General features: G+C 64.8%; 19 protein-coding genes. 11 read left to right on the forward strand and 8 right to left on the reverse strand.

Annotated elements, in window-relative coordinates; translation table 11 throughout:
- Both GTP55_RS09130 and kdpE read left to right on the forward strand, forming a co-directional pair.
- The coding region (locus tag GTP55_RS09130) for a DUF4118 domain-containing protein (protein WP_161044638.1) at positions 1-1645 on the forward strand (1645 nt) is incomplete at its 5' end.
- Complete coding sequence (gene kdpE / locus GTP55_RS09135) at positions 1638-2333, forward strand: two-component system response regulator KdpE (protein WP_161044639.1); 696 nt, start codon at positions 1638-1640, stop codon at positions 2331-2333. The genes GTP55_RS09130 and kdpE, both read left to right, overlap by 8 nt.
- Positions 2334-2369: 36 nt before the next feature.
- Here kdpE and GTP55_RS09140 read toward each other — a convergent pair whose 3' ends face one another.
- The 4 genes from GTP55_RS09140 to GTP55_RS09155 form a co-directional block, all read right to left on the reverse strand.
- Positions 2370-3284, reverse strand: a complete 915-nt coding sequence (locus tag GTP55_RS09140) for a GNAT family N-acetyltransferase (RefSeq protein ID WP_161044640.1) — start codon at positions 3282-3284, stop codon at positions 2370-2372.
- 104 nt (positions 3285-3388) lie between these two features.
- Positions 3389-4558, reverse strand: coding sequence for a vWA domain-containing protein (locus tag GTP55_RS09145; protein ID WP_161044641.1), 1170 nt, complete (start codon positions 4556-4558; stop codon positions 3389-3391).
- 1 nt (position 4559) lies between these two features.
- Positions 4560-5165 (reverse strand): GNAT family N-acetyltransferase, encoded by a 606-nt coding sequence (locus tag GTP55_RS09150; protein WP_161044642.1) that lies wholly within the window; start codon positions 5163-5165, stop codon positions 4560-4562.
- The gene (locus tag GTP55_RS09155) at positions 5162-6013 is read right to left on the reverse strand and encodes an AAA family ATPase (protein WP_161044643.1); all 852 of its coding nucleotides are present in this window, start codon (positions 6011-6013) and stop codon (positions 5162-5164) included. Before GTP55_RS09155 ends, GTP55_RS09150 begins: the two co-directional genes overlap by 4 nt.
- 207 nt (positions 6014-6220) lie before the next feature.
- Here GTP55_RS09155 and GTP55_RS09160 point away from each other — a divergent pair, with 207 nt between their 5' ends.
- Together GTP55_RS09160 and GTP55_RS09165 are read left to right on the forward strand one after the other, a co-directional pair.
- Positions 6221-6568 (forward strand): c-type cytochrome, encoded by a 348-nt coding sequence (locus tag GTP55_RS09160; RefSeq protein WP_161044644.1) that lies wholly within the window; start codon positions 6221-6223, stop codon positions 6566-6568.
- Positions 6569-6579: 11 nt separating this feature from the next.
- Positions 6580-6921 carry a c-type cytochrome gene (locus tag GTP55_RS09165; protein ID WP_161044645.1) on the forward strand — a complete coding sequence of 114 codons (342 nt, stop codon included), beginning with the start codon at positions 6580-6582 and terminating at the stop codon, positions 6919-6921.
- A 10-nt stretch (positions 6922-6931) separates the two neighbouring features.
- Here the strand turns inward: GTP55_RS09165 and GTP55_RS09170 are convergent, their stop codons facing one another.
- Both GTP55_RS09170 and GTP55_RS09175 read right to left on the reverse strand, forming a co-directional pair.
- Positions 6932-7357, reverse strand: a complete 426-nt coding sequence (locus GTP55_RS09170) for a DUF1841 family protein (protein ID WP_161044646.1) — start codon at positions 7355-7357, stop codon at positions 6932-6934.
- 57 nt (positions 7358-7414) lie between these two features.
- A complete protein-coding gene (locus GTP55_RS09175) occupies positions 7415-8059 on the reverse strand; it encodes an RNA pyrophosphohydrolase (protein ID WP_229257841.1) in 645 nt (214 codons plus the stop codon).
- A 203-nt stretch (positions 8060-8262) separates the two neighbouring features.
- Here GTP55_RS09175 and GTP55_RS09180 point away from each other — a divergent pair, with 203 nt between their 5' ends.
- On the forward strand, positions 8263-9999 hold the full coding sequence (locus tag GTP55_RS09180) for a proline--tRNA ligase (RefSeq protein ID WP_161044647.1): 1737 nt from the start codon (positions 8263-8265) through the stop codon (positions 9997-9999).
- Positions 9999-10670 carry a lytic transglycosylase domain-containing protein gene (locus GTP55_RS09185; protein WP_161044648.1) on the forward strand — a complete coding sequence of 224 codons (672 nt, stop codon included), beginning with the start codon at positions 9999-10001 and terminating at the stop codon, positions 10668-10670. The genes GTP55_RS09180 and GTP55_RS09185 overlap by 1 nt, the downstream gene beginning before the upstream one ends.
- 89 nt (positions 10671-10759) lie before the next feature.
- Here the strand turns inward: GTP55_RS09185 and GTP55_RS09190 are convergent, their stop codons facing one another.
- Together GTP55_RS09190 and ffh are read right to left on the reverse strand one after the other, a co-directional pair.
- Entirely contained in the window at positions 10760-11146 is a 387-nt protein-coding gene (locus GTP55_RS09190) for an SWIB/MDM2 domain-containing protein (protein ID WP_110845198.1), read from the reverse strand.
- A gap of 192 nt (positions 11147-11338) precedes the next feature.
- A complete protein-coding gene (ffh, locus tag GTP55_RS09195; protein ID WP_161044649.1) occupies positions 11339-12706 on the reverse strand; it encodes a signal recognition particle protein in 1368 nt (455 codons plus the stop codon).
- A gap of 178 nt (positions 12707-12884) precedes the next feature.
- Between ffh and GTP55_RS09200 the strand changes: the two genes are divergently transcribed.
- The 5 genes from GTP55_RS09200 to GTP55_RS09220 all read left to right on the forward strand — a co-directional run bounded on the left by GTP55_RS09200 (position 12885) and on the right by GTP55_RS09220 (position 17625).
- A complete protein-coding gene (locus GTP55_RS09200) occupies positions 12885-13940 on the forward strand; it encodes a YjgN family protein (protein ID WP_229257842.1) in 1056 nt (351 codons plus the stop codon).
- Positions 13940-14962, forward strand: a complete 1023-nt coding sequence (locus tag GTP55_RS09205; RefSeq protein ID WP_161044650.1) for a M48 family metallopeptidase — start codon at positions 13940-13942, stop codon at positions 14960-14962. Before GTP55_RS09200 ends, GTP55_RS09205 begins: the two co-directional genes overlap by 1 nt.
- A gap of 73 nt (positions 14963-15035) precedes the next feature.
- Entirely contained in the window at positions 15036-16004 is a 969-nt protein-coding gene (locus tag GTP55_RS09210; RefSeq protein ID WP_161044651.1) for an ABC transporter substrate-binding protein, read from the forward strand.
- A complete protein-coding gene (locus GTP55_RS09215) occupies positions 16004-16831 on the forward strand; it encodes an ABC transporter permease (RefSeq protein WP_161044652.1) in 828 nt (275 codons plus the stop codon). Before GTP55_RS09210 ends, GTP55_RS09215 begins: the two co-directional genes overlap by 1 nt.
- Positions 16831-17625, forward strand: coding sequence for an ABC transporter ATP-binding protein (locus tag GTP55_RS09220; protein ID WP_202423640.1), 795 nt, complete (start codon positions 16831-16833; stop codon positions 17623-17625). Before GTP55_RS09215 ends, GTP55_RS09220 begins: the two co-directional genes overlap by 1 nt.
- The last annotated feature ends 13 nt before the right edge of the window (positions 17626-17638 follow it).

Genomic DNA, 17638 nt, shown 5'->3' on the forward strand with positions numbered 1-17638 from the left:
ACGCTGGCAGCGGCCGTGCCGACAGCGCTGCCGGCGGCATGACTGGCAACGCTGGCAGCGGCGGCGCATCGTCGGCTACGGCGTGGCGGCGGCGGCCAGCGTCGCCACCGCGCTGCTCACCACGCCGTTGCTGGCCTGGCTGGACCTGGCCAACATCGCCATGCTGTTCCTGCTGGTGGTGGTGCTGGTGGCGGTGCGGTTCGGGCGCGGGCCGTCGGTGCTGGCCACCTGCGTCAGCGTGGCCTGCTTCGACTTCTTCTTCGTGCCGCCGCGCTTCACCATGGCGGTCAGCGACTTCCAGTACCTGATCACCTTTGTGGTGATGCTGGCGGTGGGCCTGATCACCGGCCACCTGACGGCCGACCTGCGCTTCCAGGCGCGCGTGGCCGCGCAGCGCGAACGGCGGGCGCGGGCGCTGTACGAATTCGCCCGTGAACTGTCCGGCGCGCTGCAAACCGACCAAATCTACGACACCACCCGGCGCGTGATCCAGCAGGCGTTCCGCGCGCGCGCCACGCTGCTGCTGCCGGACGAGGCCGGCCGGCTGCAACTGCCGCCGCCGGAACTCGCCAACCCGGCGGCCGAGGCCAGCGTCGACGGCGCAGTAGTCGGCGCCGGTCCCGGTACAGGTCCCGGCGGCCAGCACGGCGTGCACCTGGCGGCGCTCGACACCGGCATCGCCCAGTGGGCCTATGACCGCGCCGAGCCGGCCGGCCTGGGGACCGACACCTTGCCGGCCAGCCGCATCTTCTACCTGCCGCTGGTGGCGCCGATGCGCACCCGCGGCGTGCTGGCGATCGAACCGCAGCAGCGGCGCTGGATGCTGATCCCCGAGCAGCGGCAACAGCTGGACACCTTCGCCGCGCTGGCCGCCATCGCGCTGGAGCGGGTGCACTACATCGAAGTGGCCCAGGGCGCGCTGGTCAGCATGGAAACCGAACGGCTGCGCAACTCGCTGCTGGCGGCGCTGTCGCACGATCTGCGCACGCCATTGACCTCGCTGGTCGGCCTGTCGGAAGCGCTGACCGGCTCGCGTCCGGCGCTCAGCGACGCCCAGCAGGACACCGCGCGCGCGCTGCACGACGAAGCGCTGCGCATGAGCACCATGGTCGCCAATCTGCTGGACATGGCGCGCATCCAGAGCGGCGAAGTGCAATTCAATCTGCAATGGCAGCCGCTGGAAGAAGTGGTCGGCAGCGCGCTGCGCGCGGCCGGCAGCGCGCTCAAAGGGCACCAGCTCAGCACCAAACTGGCGCCCGGGCTGCCGCTGCTGCGCTACGACGCCGTGCTGATCGAACGGGTGCTGGTCAACCTGCTGGAAAACGCCGCCAAATACACGCCGCCCGGGGCCCATATCGAGATCGCCGCCGCCCTGCATGGCGCCTGGCTCAACGTCACCGTGCACGACGACGGCCCCGGCCTGCCGGCCGGCCGCGAAGAAGCGCTGTTTGAAAAATTCACCCGCGGCGAGCGCGAATCGGCCAAGCCGGGCGTCGGCCTGGGGCTGGCGATCTGCCGCGCCATCGTCGAAGCGCACGGCGGCACCATCCGCGCCGGCCGTGGCCCGCTGGGCGGCGCCGCCTTCACCTTTACCCTGCCTCTTGGCACACCCCCGGCCATGCCGGACGAGGAAGTCCATGACTGACACCGCACCGACCGCCTTGCTGGTCGAAGACGAACCGCAAATCCGCCGCTTCGTGCGCGCCGCACTGGAAGAGGAGGGCTGGCAAGTATTCGAAGCGGGCGGCCTGCAACGCGGCCTGATCGACGCCGGCACCCGCAAGCCCGACCTGATCGTGCTCGACCTCGGCCTGCCGGACGGCGACGGCATCGACTTCGTCACCGACCTGCGCAAATGGTCGGCGGTGCCGGTGATCGTGCTGTCGGCGCGCGTCAACGAAGCCGACAAGATCCGCGCGCTGGACGCCGGCGCCGACGACTACCTGAGCAAACCGTTCGGCGTCGGCGAACTGCTGGCGCGGGTGCGGGCCACCTTGCGGCGGCAGCGCCAGCCGGCCGCCGACCAGAGCGGGCTGGTGCAGTTTGGCGAGGTCGCGGTGGATTTGCAGAACCGGCGCGTGACGCGCGGCGGCGCCCACGTGCACCTGACGCCGACCGAATACCGGCTGCTGGCGGTGCTGGTGGCCAACGCCGGCCGCGTGATGACCAACCCGCAGCTGCTGCGCGCCGTGTGGGGGCCGTCGCAGTCGGAGAACGGCCACTACCTGCGCATCTACATGGGCCACCTGCGCCACAAGCTGGAAGCCGACCCCACCCAGCCGCGCTACCTGCTGACCGAAACGGCGGTCGGCTACCGCCTGCAGCTGCCGTAGGCCTTAGTCGCACCTCAGTCGCACCTCAGTCGCGCTTCAGTCGCGCACCATGATGTCGTAGCCCTTGTCGCTGGTGAGCTGCTGGAAGTTGCGGCGCACCAGCATCTGCATCATCTGCGAGCCGGCCTTGGTGGCGACCACCAGACGCCGCTGCTGATAGCGGGTGCAGAAAAAATTCACCATCGCCGACCCGAGGCCGGTGTTGCGGAAGGGGGGCGCCACTGCCAGCGCATGCAGTTCGCGCTCCGGTCCCTTGTTGCCGTCCAGTCCCAGCACCATCATGTAGGCGGCCAGTTGGCCATGCAGCTCGGAGACCCAGAACTCGATCGGCACCACCGTCTGCCCGCCATTCCAGACATCGCGCAGCGCGGCGCCGTCGATAATGCCCTGGCTGAAGGTGGTAGTCAGCGCGGCCTGGCGCACCGCGTCCATCACATTCTGGTCGAACGCGCCGTCCTCGCCGCCGGTACTGGTCAGCGCGATAATGGCGGGCACATCGGCGACCACCGCACGGCGGATGGTGGCCTCCAGCCGGCGCCGGCGCCGTTCGCGGCGCGCCTGGCGCTGGAAATGCCGGGCATGGCGCGCCGTGCGCTCGAACAGCAGGCGGCCCTGCCAGGCCAGCAGCGCCGCCAGCCCGTACCCGGCCGCGCTTTGCAGCAGATCGTAGAGCAGCATCAGGGCGCCGTCGTGATGGCGGTTCAGGTAGAAATCGGCGACGCGGGCGACACTGGCGCCCACAACCGCCAGCACGGTGGCGGCGCGTCCCAGCCGCCACGCCACCAGCACCACCGACAGCGTATAAAACAGCCCGAAGGAAATGGTCGGGCCGCTGCCCAGATCGAGCACGAAAAACCCGGCCAGCAGCAGGGCGGCCGCCGCAGCAATGCTGCGCGGGCTGGCGGTGCGCAGGCGCACGCGCAGGCGACGAAAGGCAAGCAGAATAGACATAGCCGCTAGGCTAAGGGCTGCACCGGCGCGCTACAACTTAAGATTTGTAGCAATTTGTTTCGCAAATTTCAATATATTTAACAAAGTTTCTTTTTGTTAATCACTCATTTGCTCAGCGTGCGCATCGCCTGTTCCAGGCCGTTCATGGTCAGCGGGAACATGCGGTTGTTCATCAGCTGGCGGATGATGTCGATCGACTGGCGGTACTGCCAGATGGTGTCCGGCTCCGGATTGAGCCAGACGAATTTCGGAAACGCCGCCGTGAAGCGCGCCAGCCAAGCGCTGCCGGCTTCCTCGTTGTTGTACTCGACCGAACCGCCCGGCTGCACAATCTCGTACGGACTCATGGTGGCGTCGCCGACGAAGATCAGCTTGGTGTCGGGCGGGTATTTGCGCAGGATATCCCAGGTCGGAAAGCGCTCCGCATGGCGGCGCCGGTTGTTCTTCCACAGGTAATCGTAGACGCAGTTATGGAAGTAAAAAAACTCCATGTTCTTGAACTCCGACTTGGCGGCCGAAAACAGCTCCTCGGTGCGCTCGATATGGTCGTCCATGGTGCCGCCGACATCGAACAGCATCAGCACCTTGATATTGTTCTTGCGCTCCGGCTGCATCTTGATATCGAGGTAGCCGGCGTTGCTGGCGGTGGCGCGGATGGTGGCGTCCAGCGCCAGTTCCTCGGCCGCGCCCTGGCGCGCGAACTTGCGCAGCCGGCGCAGCGCCACCTTGATGTTGCGGGTGCCGATCTCGCGCTCGCCGTCGTAATCCTGGTAGCTGCGCGCCTCCCATACCTTGACGGCCGTGCGGTTGCCGCCTTTGCCGCCAATGCGCACGCCCTCAGGATTGGTGCCGCCATGGCCGAACGGCGAGGTGCCGCCGGTGCCGATCCACTTGTTGCCGCCCTCGTGGCGAGCTTTCTGCTCGTCCAGCAGTTCCTTCAGCCGGTCCATCAGTTTGTCGTAGCCGAATTTTTCCAGCGCGGCGATCTGCTCCGGCGTCAGCTCGCGCTTCATGCGCTGCACCAGCCAGTCCAGCGGCACATTGCCCTGCTGGTCGAAGGCGGCGCTGATGCCCTTGAAGTACAGGCCGAAGGCGCGGTCGAACTTGTCGAAGTGGGCCTCGTCCTTGACCAGCGTCAGCCGGGCCAGGTAGTAGAAATCGTCCAGCGAGTTGCTGATCACCTGCTGCTGCATGGCTTCCAGCAGCGTCAAAAACTCCTTGATCGTGACCGGGATCCTGGCGTCTTTCAGCGTAAAGAAGAAATCGATCAGCATCTCAGCGCACTCCGTGGCGCGCCAGCTTGTCGCGCAGATGGGCCTTGATCTCCGGCCACTCGCCGGCCGTGATGCTGTACATCACGGTATCGCGCACGGTGCCGTCGCGGCGCAGCGCGTGGTGGCGCAGCACGCCGTCCTTTCTGGCGCCGAGGCGCTCGATGGCCGCTTGCGAGGCGTGGTTGAAATTGTCGGTGCGCAGGCCCACCAGCGCTGCGCCCAGCGTCTCGAAGGCGTGCGTCATCAGCAGAAGCTTGCAGGTGGTGTTGACGTGGGTGCGCTGCCAGCGCTTGGCGTACCAGGTGTAGCCGATCTCGGCGCGGCCGATGGCCGGCACGATGTCGTGGTAGCTGGTGGTGCCGATCAAAACGCCGCTGGCGCTGTCGATCACGGCGAACGCCAGCCGGACAGGGCGCTGCTCGATGGCCTTGAAGATATAGGCGTCGACCTCGTGCGGCTCCGGCACCGAGGTCACGCGCAGCTGCCACAGCTCGCCGTCGCTGGCGGCCGCGCGCAGGCCGTCGGCGTGGTGCGGGGCCAACGGTTCCAGCCGCACGCCGTGCAACTCCAGCGTGACCGGCAGCGGCGTGTCGAACTGCGTGCTCATCGGTTATGGCGCGCCATGGCGATCAGGCGTTCGAACAGGTGGATGTCCTGCTCGTTCTTCAGCAGCGCGCCGTGCAGCGGCGGCACGATGGCCTTCTGGTCCTGGCTGCGCAGCGCTGCCGGCGGGATGTCTTCCGCCATCAAGAGCTTGAGCCAGTCGAGGAATTCCGACGTGGACGGCTTCTTCTTCAGGCCCTGGACCTCGCGCACCTCGTAGAAAGTCTGCAGCGCCTGCGCCAGCAGTTCCTGCTTCAGGTGCGGATAGTGCACCTGGACGATCTGCGCCATCGTATCGCGGTCGGGGAACTTGATGTAGTGGAAGAAACAACGGCGCAGGAAGGCGTCCGGAAGCTCCTTCTCGTTGTTGGAGGTGATGATCACCAGCGGCCGGTGGACCGCCTGCACCATTTCGCGGGTTTCGTAGACATAGAACTCCATGCGGTCCAGCTCGCGCAACAAATCGTTGGGGAACTCGATGTCGGCCTTGTCGATTTCATCGATCAGCAGCACCACCGGTTCCGGCGCCGTGAAGGCTTGCCACAGCACACCTTTGACGATGTAGTTGTGGATGTCGCGCACCCGTTCGTCGCCCAGCTGCGAATCGCGCAGGCGCGACACGGCGTCGTACTCGTACAGGCCCTGCTGCGCCTTGGTGGTGGACTTGATGTGCCATTGCAGCAAGGGGCGGTCGAGCGCGGCGGCGACCTCCTCGGCCAGCATGGTCTTGCCGGTGCCGGGCTCGCCCTTGATCAGCAGCGGACGCTGCAAGGTGAGGGCGGCGTTGACGGCCAGTTTCAGGTCGGCGGTGGCGACGTATTGGGCGGAACCTTCAAAGCGAGCGGCGGTCATGCGGATATCCCGGAGAGAAAAGATAAAACAGTATAGAAGGAAACGCTAGAGTGGGGGCTCGGTCCGCATGGCGGCGCGTGTTGTTTCTAAAAAGTACTTGGGTTAGAATCCGTGAGCATATAGAACAAAAGTCAATACACTTGACCCGTGGTAGTAGTATCCGAGATCGCAGTACCGCGCTTGTCCGATTACTTACTTAGAGACACCATGAAAAAACTCACCGCACTCCTCGTGCTCGCTGCGATCATCCCAGTCGCCCACGTCGCCGTCGCAGCGGAAGTTGTGGGCAACGTCCAGAACGCCAAAGCCAAGATCGAAATGTGCATCGGCTGCCACGGCATCCCCGGCTACAAAGCCACCTTCCCTGAAGTGTTTCCGGTGCCGATGATTGGCGGCCAGTCCGCCAAGTACATCGAAAGCGCGCTGCAGGATTATAAAAAAGGGGCGCGCAAGCACCCGTCGATGCGCGGCATCGCCGCCAGCCTGAGCGACCAGGACATCGCCGACGTGGCGGCGTTCTACTCGCAGCAGACCCGTATGGCGGACCCGAAATGAGGAGTGCATTCATGAAAAACACCATTGCTGCGGTCGCCTGCGCCCTGTTCGCCGCCAGCGCCCACGCGGCCGGCAACATCGACGCCGGCAAGGCGTTGACCGAGAAATACGCCTGCTTCAGCTGCCACGGCAAGGACTTCAACACGCCGATCGACCCCAGCTATCCGAAGCTGGCCGGCCAGCACAAGGACTATCTGGTGCACGCGCTGAAAGCCTACCAGCGCGGCGACACCGCCAACGGCCGCAGCAACGCCATCATGACCGGCCAGGTCAAGCCGCTGAGCAACCAGGACATCCAGGACCTGGCGGCCTACCTGCACAGCCTGCCGGGCACCCTGGCCACCCACCGCTAAACCTCCGGGTTTACAGGCGGCGCCGGATGGCTTCGAGGTAGGCGGCGGCGTCCGGCGGGGTGCCGCTGCGCTGGGCGTTCCAGATCATCTCGCCCAGGCATTCCATGATTTCGTGCTGCGCCGCGTGGGCGTCGTCCAGCTTCAGCGTCAGCGCCGTCGCCAGCGCGCGGATGCCGGGCGGCTGGTCGATCGAGATCTGCTCGTCAATCGACAGGTGCATCGACAGGTGCAGGAAGGGGTTGGCCTGCGCGCCTTCGACCTGGTAGTCGCGCGTCAGCGCCGTTTCGACGTCGGCCAGCACGTCGTGGTATTCGGGGTGGTGGCGGATCCAGTCGGCCGCCATGGTCTCGATCGGGCTCAGGATGGCGTTGGCCTGCTGCTTGCGGTAGGCTTCGCAGAAGAAGCGGCGCACATCGTCGGATGAAGGATTGAACATAGACCGTCATTGTACGGAAAAAAAGCGGGACAGTCAGACTGTCCCGCTTTTTTGGCATCATGCGCTGTTGGTGTCGCCTTCCGGCTTGTCGTCGCAGCCGCAGTCGCCCACAGCCGTTTCCAGCGCCGGCTTGGCGCCATTGACCCCGGCCGCGCCCTGGGGAGCGCGCGGCGCGTGCGGCTGGCGCAGGTAGCGCGAGCCGTGTTGACGGCGGTCGTGGCCGTTCGCCGGCCAGGTCAGGAAGCGCGACAGTTCCTGCAAGGCGCGCTGGTAGACGTCGCGCTTGAACTCGATCACCACGTCCAGCGGCACCCAGTAATCGTGCCAGCGCCAGGCGTCGAACTCCGGGTGGTCGGTCAGGCGCAGGTTGACGTCGTTGTCGCGCGCGCACATCCGCAGCAGGAACCAGATCTGCTTCTGGCCGCGGTAATGGCCGCGGATTTCCCGCTTGATGAAATGGTCCGGCACCTCATAGCGCAGCCAGTCGCGGGTGCGACCGACGATCTTGACGTGCTCGGCCCGCAGACCGATTTCCTCCTCCAGCTCGCGGTACATCGCCTGCTCCGGCGTTTCACCGTATTTGATGCCTCCTTGCGGAAACTGCCATGAGTGCTCACGCACCCGCTTGCCCCACCACACCTCGTTCTGGGCGTTCAGCAGGATGATGCCGACGTTGGGCCGGAACCCTTCACGATCGAGCATATTGCACCTCAAACTTTCTGCGACCGTGCTCCCTGTCTTATATTTTTGCCCACAAAACGGCACACCGGCGCGGTTTTCGGGGTACGAAAACGGCCGGAGGGCCCTGATTTGAACGCATTTGTATAAAGTATGGGTGCATCAGCCAGCTAATCCTTTAAAATTAGGTTGATTATAACTCTCTCTTTTTAAAAAGAATTCACCGTATGCGCGCGTCACGTTTTTTTATTTCCACGCTTAAAGAAGCTCCGTCCGATGCCGAAGTCGTCAGCCATCAGTTAATGATGCGCGCCGGCATGATCAAACGCCTCGGTTCCGGTATCTACACCTACATGCCGATCGGCCTCAAAATCATCCGCAAGGTGGAAGCCATCGTGCGTGAAGAAATGAACCAATCGGGCGGCATCGAGCTGCTGATGCCCCTGATCCAGCCGGCCGAGCTGTGGCAGGAAACCGGCCGCTGGGACAAGATGGGCGCCGAACTGCTGCGCATCAAGGACCGTCACGGCCGCGAATTCGCCTTCCAGCCGACCGCCGAGGAAGTGATCACCGATGTGGTGCGGTCGGAAATCAAATCGTACCGTCAACTGCCGTTGAATTTTTACCACATCCAGACCAAATTCCGCGACGAACGCCGCCCACGCTTCGGCCTGATGCGCGGCCGCGAGTTCACCATGAAGGATGCGTACTCGTTCGACCGCGATCTGGCCGGCATGCAGGCTTCGTACAAGATCATGTATGACGCCTACACCCGTATTTTCAACCGGTTCGGTTTGAAGTTCCGTGCGGTAGCAGCCGATAACGGCGCCATCGGCGGCAGCGGCTCGCACGAATTCCACGTCATCGCCAGCACCGGCGAAGACGCGCTGGTGTATTGCCCGACCTCGGACTACGCCGCCAATATGGAAGCGGCCGAAGCCCTGCCGGTCAACGCCACCCGCCCGGCCGCCGCGCAGCCGCTGAGCAAGGTCGAGACGCCCAACGCCACCAAGTGCGAACTGGTGGCCGAGCAGCTCAAGCTGCCGCTGGCGCAGACCGTCAAGACGCTGGCGCTGACCGTCGAGACCGACACCGACGGCAAATTGGCTAAACAGTATTTCATGTTGTTGTTGCGTGGCGACCACGAACTGAACGAGGTCAAGGTCGGCAAAGTGCCGGGTCTGGCCGCGCACCGCTTCTCGACCGAAGCCGAGATCCTGGAAGTCTACGGCTGCGTGCCGGGCTACCTGGGGCCGATCGGCACCAAGGCGCCGGTCACCGTGGTGGCCGACCGCACGGTGGCCAACATGGCCGACTTCGTCTGCGGCGCGAACGACGCCGGCTACCACTACACCGGCGCCAACTGGGGCCGCGACTGTGCCGAGCCGGACCTGGTGCTGGACCTGCGCAACGTGGTCGAAGGCGACGCCTCGCCGGACGGCCAGGGCGTGCTGGCGATCGAGCGCGGCATCGAAGTCGGTCACGTGTTCCAGCTGGGCACGGCGTACTCGGAAGCCATGAAAGCCACCTTCCTGGACGAGAACGGCAAGCCGGCGCCGCTGCAGATGGGCTGCTACGGCATTGGCGTAACGCGCATCCTGGGCGCCGCCATCGAGCAGAACTTCGACGACAAGGGCATCATCTGGCCGGCCTCGCTGGCGCCGTTCGAGCTGGTGCTGTGCCCGATGGGCATGGACCGCAGCGAAGCGGTCAAGCAAGCGGCCGAGCAGCTGTACGCCGACGCGGTGGCGGCCGGCATCGACGTCATCATCGACGACCGCGGCCAGCGTCCGGGGCAGATGTTCGCCGACTGGGAACTGATCGGCGTGCCGCACCGCGTGGTGATCGGCGACCGTGGCCTGAAGGAAGGCAACCTGGAATACCAGGGCCGCCGCGACACCGAAGCGACCGCCGTGCCGGTGGCCGAGGTGCTGGCCTTCATCAAAGGCAAAATGGCGCAGTGATGTACCGCAGCCGTCATTCCCGCGCAGGCGGGAATCCATGCGGCGCCACTGCGGCCGCCCGGCATGGGCTCCCGCGTGCGCGGGCGCGACGGTGGTGGCTGGCGCTGGTGCTGGCATGCGCCGCACCGCTGGCGCTGGCCGGCAACCAGAAGGAAGAAGCGCTGGCCGACTCGGTGCGGCTGGCGCTGTCGAACGCGATCAAGGATGCGACGCCGCCGACCCCGAGTTTCCGCAACCCGTCGGACGAGGCGCGCTACCGCAACTGGCTCGACACCATGTCCTACCGTCTCCAGCGCAAGCTGGCCGACCAGCAGACCCGCACCGAATTCCTCGCCACCGTCTGGTATGAAGCGCGCCGCGCCGGGCTTGATCCGGGCATGGTGCTGGGCCTGATCCAGGTGGAGTCGGCCTACCGCAAGTACGCGGTGTCGATCGTCGGCGCGCGCGGCTACATGCAGGTGATGCCGTTCTGGACCAATGTGATCGGCGACCGCAACCGCAGCGCGCTGTTCAATATGCAGACCAACCTGCGCTACGGCTGCTCGATCCTGCGCATGTACCTCGACATGGAAGCCGGCAATGTCTACCTGGCGCTGGGCCGCTACAACGGCAGCCGCGGCAAGCCGGAATACCCGAACGCGGTGCTGGCCGCGTGGAATAACTGGAAATAAAAAAACCGGGGTCAGTTCTGCCAAACGTACACGAGCTCATGTACAAATGGCAGAACTGACCCCGGGTTTTACGCGCGGGCGCGCGGTGCTTATTTCAGGTGATCGGAAATGAGCTTGGTCATTTCGAACATGGAAACCTGGGCTTTGCCGCCGAAAACGGCTTTCAGCTTGTCGTCCGCATTGATGTTGCGACGGTTGGCCGGGTCTTGCAGATCGAGCTTCTTAATGTAATCCCACACTTTTTTGGTCACTTCGGTGCGCGGCAGAGGCTCGGCGCCGACGATCGCGGCCAGCGATGCGGATGGGGTCAACGCTTTCATGAAGGCGGCGTTTGGCTTGCGTGCTGCCGGTGCTGCTTTTTTCACTGCTGGCTTCGCTGCAGGTTTCGCTGCGGCTGGTGCTGCTGCTTTCTTTGCGGCCGGTTTGGCCGCAGGCTTCTTAGCGGGTGCTGCTGGGGTTTTTTTGGCTGTTGCCATATTCGAGCCTCCTTAACGAACACATGGAAAATTGCGCAATTGATCGCACCGGCTAATATTGGTGGGGATTTAACCTGCACGCAAGTGTTTTTCGCGTTTTTTCCCGGAAACACCACGTAAACACGGGGCGTACGCCCGGTTTACGTGGGGCAGCGCGCTTTCGGCGCGGCTGTGTCGCCCTTAAGGGAGGGCTTAGCGCATGCCCGGCATCATGCCCTTCATCGAGCGCATCATCTTCATCATGCCGCCGCCGGACAGTTTTTTCATCATGGTCTGCATCTGTTCGAACTGGTTCAGCATGCGGTTGACCTCTTGCACCTGCACCCCGGCGCCGGCCGCGATGCGGCGTTTGCGGGTGGCCTTGATCAGTTCCGGCTTGGCGCGTTCAGCCTTGGTCATCGAGTCGATGATGCCGACCATGCGCCGCACCTGCTTGTCGGCCTGGTCCATGTTGGCGTTGCCGGCGGCCTGCTGGAACTGCGCCGGCAGCTTGTCGACCAGGCTGGCCATGCCGCCCATTTTCTTCATCTGGCCCAGCTGCGCCTTGAAGTCGTTCATGTCAAATTTGCCACCCGATTTGACCTTGGCGGCCAGGTCGGCGGCGGCCTTGGCGTCGACGCCCTTGCGCGCTTCTTCCACCAGCGCCAGGATGTCGCCCATGCCCAGCACGCGGTTGGCCATGCGGGTCGGGTCGAAGGCTTCCAGCCCGTCCAGCTTTTCCGAGACGCCGGCAAACTTGATCGGCTTGCCGGTAATGTGACGCACCGACAGCGCCGCACCGCCGCGCGAGTCGCCGTCCAGCTTGGTCAGCACGATGCCGGTCAGCGGCAGCGCGTCGTTGAAGGCCTTGGCGGTGTTGATGGCGTCCTGGCCCAGCATGGCGTCGACCACGAACAGGGTTTCGATCGGCTTGACCGCGCTGTGCACGGCGGCGATCTCTTTCATCATCTCTTCATCGATACCCAGGCGGCCGGCGGTGTCGATGATCAGTACGTCGTGGTAGTGCTTCTTGGCCCAGTCCAGCGCCGCCAGCGCGATGTCGACCGGCTTGTCCTGCGCGGTGGACGGGAAGAAGTCGGCGCCCACTTGCGCGGTCACCGATTGCAGCTGGGCGATCGCGGCCGGACGATACACGTCGGCCGAGACGGTCAGCACTTTCTTTTTCTTTTCTTCCTTCAGGTACTTGGCCAGCTTGCCGACGGTGGTGGTTTTACCCACACCTTGCAGACCGGCCATCAGGATGATGGCGGGCGGCTGCTGGGCAAAGCTCAGCTGCGCCGCTTCCGGACCGAGGTCGGCGCCCATCAGGGCGGCCAGCTCGCGCTGTACCACGCCGACCAGCGCCTGGCCGGGCGACAGCGAGGACAGCACTTCCTCGCCGAGGGCTTTTTCCTTGACGCGGGCGATGAAGTCGCGCACGGCCGGCAGGGCGACGTCGGCCTCCAGCAGCGCCATGCGCACTTCGCGCAGCATTTCGGCGGTGTTGGTTTCGGTCAGGCGGGCCTCGCCGCGCATGGTCTTGACGACCTTGGCGAGGCGTTGAGTCAGATTATCTAGCATGGTGATCGATCGCTTGGTGATGGCGCCGGCCGCAGGGCCGGACAATGGTCGCCATTTTACCGCATCGTCCGGCCGCCGGTCGATTTGCGGGATTGCAAAAAAAGTACGGTTTCCCGTTGACAATAAAAGTCGGCTGGCGCATGGTGTTGCTTTCTATTTAATGAGCCGGGAGAGGTGTATGGAGCAGTTACTGGAGCCGGCCGCGCCGGCCGCAGGCCGTGTGGCGCTGGACGTTCCGCAGCGCATCAAGTTTCACGCCAGCGGCAGCGAGTATTTCCGCATCTGGATCGTCAATTTGCTGCTGACGATCGCCACGCTGGGTATTTATTCGGCCTGGGCCAAAGTGCGGCGCAACCAGTATATGTACTCGTGCACCGAGCTGGCCGGCGCCAGCTTCGAGTACCACGGCCGGCCGATGGCCATCCTTAAGGGGCGCATCATCGCGCTGCTACTGATCGGCGGCTACAACCTGGCGCTGCGGGTGTCGCCGCTGGCCGGGCTGGTGATGTTCGTGCTGCTGGCGGCGGTGATGCCGTGGCTGGTCTGGAACAGCCTGAAGTTCCGCCTGTTCTACACCAGCTACCGCGGTATTCGCTTCGGTTTCGGCGGCTCCACCAAGGCGGCGTACTTCCACTTCCTGGTGCTGCCGCTGCTGTACCTGGTGACGCTGACGCTGGCGCTGCCGTTCGTGCACCAGCGCATCAAGCGCTTCCAGCACACCGAAAGCCGTTACGGCACCCAGCACTTCGGCTTCGACGCCACGGTGGGCAGCTTCTACAAGCGCTACGGCATTCTGCTGGCGCTGATCGCCGGCGGCGGCGTGCTGTCCGCCGTGGTCGGCGCGCTGTTGCGCGGCGCGGGCCAGCCGGCGCCGGTAACCATTGTGGCCTCAATCGCGGTCGGCTACGTGTGGCTGTTCCTGCTGATTCCGCTGTTCATGAATATGATCCAGAACCTGATCTGGAACCACACCAGCCTGGGAGTACACCGCTTCAGCTCGGACATGAAGTGGGGCAAGGTGGTGGCGATCACGCTGAACAACGTGCTGGCCATCGTCGTCACGCTAGGCCTGTTTACGCCGTTCGCGGTGGTGCGCTGGCAGCGCTATCACCTGGAGTCGATCGCGCTGCTGCCGGGCGGCAGCCTGGACGAATTCGTCTCCGGCCAGGATGACGCAGTGTCGGCTACCGGCATCGGCGCCACCGACATGCTGGACTTCGACCTGTCGATGTGATGGACGAACGTCTTCTGAGCCCGGCCGTGGAAGCGAGCTACTTCGACGGCCGCACGTCGCGCCTGTACCGGGTGACGCTGGCGGTGCACGACGGCGTGGCGCAAGTGCGCGGCGAAGCCAGGCGCGACAGCCCGCTGGGCGAGTTACGCGTCTCCGAACGCAGCCAGCGCGCGCTGCGCAAGGTGACGTTCCCGGACGGCGCCTACCTGGAAGTGCGTGACCTGGCCGGCATGACGGCGCTGCTGCATACCACCGGCCACAGCGACAGCTGGGTGGTGCGCATCCAGCACAGCTGGCGCGGCGCGCTGGCCGCCGCCGCCGGCACGCTGGCGCTGGTGGGACTCGGTTATGTCTACGTGCTGCCGGTGGCGGCCGACTGGCTGGCGCGCATCATGCCGCCCAGCATGGAGCACCAGCTGGGGCAGGGCGTGCTGGCCTTGCTGGACCAGCGCGTGTTCCAGCCGTCGCGCTTTTCCGATCAGCGCATGGCGGAGCTGACCGCACGTTTCCGCCAGCTGCAACCGCCAACTGGCGGCGCCCCCGACTGGCGGCTGGTGTTTCGCCACAGCCGCATCGGCCCCAACGCTTTCGCGCTGCCGTCGGGCGACATCGTGCTGACCGACGAAATGGTGCGCCTGCTGAAGGACGACGAGGCGGTGATGGGCGTGCTGGCGCACGAGCTGGGCCATCTGCACCAGCACCACATGACGCGCCGCGTCATCCAGGGCGCGGTGGTGACGGCCGGCGCGGCGATGCTGTTCGGCGACGTGTCGTCGCTGCTGACGACGGCGCCGGCCGCGCTGCTGGACATGAAGTATTCGCGCGACGCCGAACGCGAGGCCGACGACTACGCGATCGCCATGCTGCGCCACAACGGCATTCCACTGGCACACCTGGCGGCCGTGTTCGAGCAGTTCCAGAAGCTGGAGCACGAGCACGGTGTGCAGATGAACGCCTACCTGTCCAGCCATCCGGCCACCGACGAGCGCATCGCCCATGTGCGCGCCGCCATGCGGCAGTAGCGAGGCGCTGCGGCGATAGGCAAGACCGGTTGACCTTGGTATGATTTCCGAACAACACATACAGGAGAGACGGATGAACCTCAAAGCAATCTGCATCGCGGCGGCCATCGCTGCCGCGTCGGCCCCGGCCTCGGCCCAGGAAGTGGTCCGGCTGGGCAACCTGAAATTCGCCCACTACGGCGCCGTCTCCTATATCAAGGAAATCGCCCCCAAGTGCGGCATCAAGGTCGAGGAGCGGGTGTTTGCCAAGGGCCTGGACGTGATGCAGGCGATTATCGCTGGCGAACTCGATGTCGGCACCACCGCGTCCGAGGCGGCGATTTCCGGCCGCGCCGGCGGCGCACCGATCTACGTGGTAGCCGGCTTCGCCAAGGGCGGCGCCATGCTGGTCGGGCGCGCCGACCTGAAGCTCAAGGCTGTCAAGGACCTGAAAGGGAAGAAGGTCGGCGTCACCCGCGGCGGTATTCAGGAAGTGCTGCTGCTGGCCGAACTGCAGCAGAACGGCCTGACCTTTTCCGATCAGCCCGGCAAGGATGTGCAGCTGGTGTTTCTGGCCTACGCCGATCTGAACCAGGCGCTGCTGGGCAAGCAGATCGACGCCATGATGCAGTCCGAACCGCAATCATCGCAGGCTATCAACAAGGGCTTCGGCAGCGAGATCATCAAGCCCTACGACACGCCGATCGGCGAGCCGGTGCGCACCATGGTGATGACCGAGAAGTTCTATAAAGAGAAGCGGCCGCTGGCCGAGAAGTTCATGAACTGCTTCGTCCAGGCCACCAAGACCTTCATCGACAACAAGGCCGTCGCCGAAAAGTATGTGCGCGAGGTGGTGTTCAAGGGCCAGATCACCAAGGACGATTTTGACGATGCCATCGGCAACTCGCCATACAGCTACGACATCACGCCGGAGCACATCCAGACCACCACCGACGTCATGGTCAAGACCGGCGTCGGCCGCATGAGCAAGCCGCCGGTGGCCAAGGATTGGGTCAAGACCGATTTGCTGGAAGCGGCCAAGAAGTCGCTGGGCGTTAAATAATGGCAGCCGCTTCTTCGTCGTGGCGGCAGCTCGCCATCGGCCTGGTGCTGCCGGCCGTGGTGGTGGCCTTGTGGCAGACGGTGGCGGTGATGGGCTGGGTCAATCCGCAGGTGCTGCCGTCGCCGCTGGCGGTGGCGGAGAAGTGGGTCGCCTATCTGCTGCCGTTGCAGCCTTACGATGCGGCGGCCGGCAGCTGGCTGCACTGGGCCGTCTCCGGCGAGCTGATCACCGACTCCATCAGCAGCCTGTACCGGGTAGTGGTCGGCTTCCTGATCGGCGGCGGGCTGGCGCTGCCGCTCGGTCTGGCCATGGGCATGAGCAACCGCGTCTACGACTGGTTCAACGTGTTGGTGCAGATGGTGCGGCCGATTCCGCCGATTGCCTATATTCCGCTGTCGATGCTGTGGTTCGGGCTGGGCAATCCGCCGGCGGTGTTTTTGATCGCGCTGGGGGCGTTCTTCCCGGTGCTGATGAATACCATTGCCGGTGTGCGCCAGGTCGACGGTATTTATATCCGCGCTGCCCGTAACCTGGGCGCGTCCGGCTTCACCATGTTTACCCGGGTGATTCTGCCGGCAGCCGTGCCCTACATCCTGTCCGGCGTGCGGATCGGCATCGGCACCGCCTTCATCGTGGTGATCGTGGCCGAGATGGTGGCGGTGAATAACGGCCTCGGCTTCCGCATCCTGGAGGCGCGCGAATACTTCTGGTCCGACAAAATCATCGCCGGCATGATCACCATCGGCCTGATCGGCCTGGCGATCGACGTCGCCATGAACAAGCTGAATAACCATCTGCTGCGCTGGCACCGCGGCCTGGAGAACTGATGAACGCGCACATCGTGGTTTCGCAAGTCAACAAGGTGTTCCAGACCGCCGAGCGCGAGGTGGTGGCGCTCAAGGACATCAACCTGGAGATTCCGCAGGGCCAGTTCGTCTGCCTGCTGGGGCCGTCCGGCTGCGGCAAGTCGACCTTGCTGAACGCGGTGGCCGGCTTTGCGCCGCCGTCGTCCGGCAGCATCACCGCCGATGGCAAGCTGGTCACCGCGCCGGGTCCCGAGCGCGGCATGGTGTTCCAGGAATACGCGCTGTTTCCGTGGATGACGGTGGCCGACAACGTCGCCTTCGGCTTGCAGATCAAGGGCCAGCGCAGGGAGCAGATCGACACCACGGTCGACAAGCTGCTGACCATGCTGTCGCTGCAGGATTTCCGCAACCGCTATCCGAAAGACCTGTCCGGCGGCATGCGGCAGCGGGTGGCGATCGCCCGCGTGCTGGCGCTCGATTCGCCGATCATGCTGATGGACGAACCGTTCGGCGCGCTCGACGCGCTCACGCGCCGCAACCTGCAGGACGAGCTGCTGCGCATCTGGGCCGAGCTGAAAAAGACCATCATCTTCGTCACCCACTCGATCGAGGAGGCGATTTACCTGGCCGACCGCATCGTGGTGATGACCTACCGCCCCGGCACCGTCAAGCGCGACCTGCTGGTGGAGCTGCCGCGCCTGCGCGACCCGGCCGCCGCCGAATTCAATGCGCTGAAACGCGAGCTGGGCCAGCTGGTGATGGAAGAACAGCAACGCCATCACCGCGACGAGCTGCGCCTGGCCGCCGTGGACTGAGGCGATAGTGTAA

This window comes from Duganella margarita (assembly GCF_009857535.1).
GTDB classification, from domain to species: Bacteria; Pseudomonadota; Gammaproteobacteria; order Burkholderiales; family Burkholderiaceae_D; genus Rugamonas; species Rugamonas margarita.

Coding starts and splice junctions, on each gene's coding strand:
- kdpE (WP_161044639.1), top strand. CDS start 1,638: ATGACTGACACCGCACCGACCGCCTTGCTGGTCGAAGACGAACCGCAA.
- GTP55_RS09140 (WP_161044640.1), bottom strand. CDS start 3,284: ATGTCTATTCTGCTTGCCTTTCGTCGCCTGCGCGTGCGCCTGCGCACC.
- GTP55_RS09145 (WP_161044641.1), bottom strand. CDS start 4,558: ATGCTGATCGATTTCTTCTTTACGCTGAAAGACGCCAGGATCCCGGTC.
- GTP55_RS09150 (WP_161044642.1), bottom strand. CDS start 5,165: ATGAGCACGCAGTTCGACACGCCGCTGCCGGTCACGCTGGAGTTGCAC.
- GTP55_RS09155 (WP_161044643.1), bottom strand. CDS start 6,013: ATGACCGCCGCTCGCTTTGAAGGTTCCGCCCAATACGTCGCCACCGCC.
- GTP55_RS09160 (WP_161044644.1), top strand. CDS start 6,221: ATGAAAAAACTCACCGCACTCCTCGTGCTCGCTGCGATCATCCCAGTC.
- GTP55_RS09165 (WP_161044645.1), top strand. CDS start 6,580: ATGAAAAACACCATTGCTGCGGTCGCCTGCGCCCTGTTCGCCGCCAGC.
- GTP55_RS09170 (WP_161044646.1), bottom strand. CDS start 7,357: ATGTTCAATCCTTCATCCGACGATGTGCGCCGCTTCTTCTGCGAAGCC.
- GTP55_RS09175 (WP_229257841.1), bottom strand. CDS start 8,059: ATGCTCGATCGTGAAGGGTTCCGGCCCAACGTCGGCATCATCCTGCTG.
- GTP55_RS09180 (WP_161044647.1), top strand. CDS start 8,263: ATGCGCGCGTCACGTTTTTTTATTTCCACGCTTAAAGAAGCTCCGTCC.
- GTP55_RS09185 (WP_161044648.1), top strand. CDS start 9,999: ATGTACCGCAGCCGTCATTCCCGCGCAGGCGGGAATCCATGCGGCGCC.
- GTP55_RS09190 (WP_110845198.1), bottom strand. CDS start 11,146: ATGGCAACAGCCAAAAAAACCCCAGCAGCACCCGCTAAGAAGCCTGCG.
- ffh (WP_161044649.1), bottom strand. CDS start 12,706: ATGCTAGATAATCTGACTCAACGCCTCGCCAAGGTCGTCAAGACCATG.
- GTP55_RS09200 (WP_229257842.1), top strand. CDS start 12,885: ATGGAGCAGTTACTGGAGCCGGCCGCGCCGGCCGCAGGCCGTGTGGCG.
- GTP55_RS09205 (WP_161044650.1), top strand. CDS start 13,940: ATGGACGAACGTCTTCTGAGCCCGGCCGTGGAAGCGAGCTACTTCGAC.
- GTP55_RS09210 (WP_161044651.1), top strand. CDS start 15,036: ATGAACCTCAAAGCAATCTGCATCGCGGCGGCCATCGCTGCCGCGTCG.
- GTP55_RS09215 (WP_161044652.1), top strand. CDS start 16,004: ATGGCAGCCGCTTCTTCGTCGTGGCGGCAGCTCGCCATCGGCCTGGTG.
- GTP55_RS09220 (WP_202423640.1), top strand. CDS start 16,831: ATGAACGCGCACATCGTGGTTTCGCAAGTCAACAAGGTGTTCCAGACC.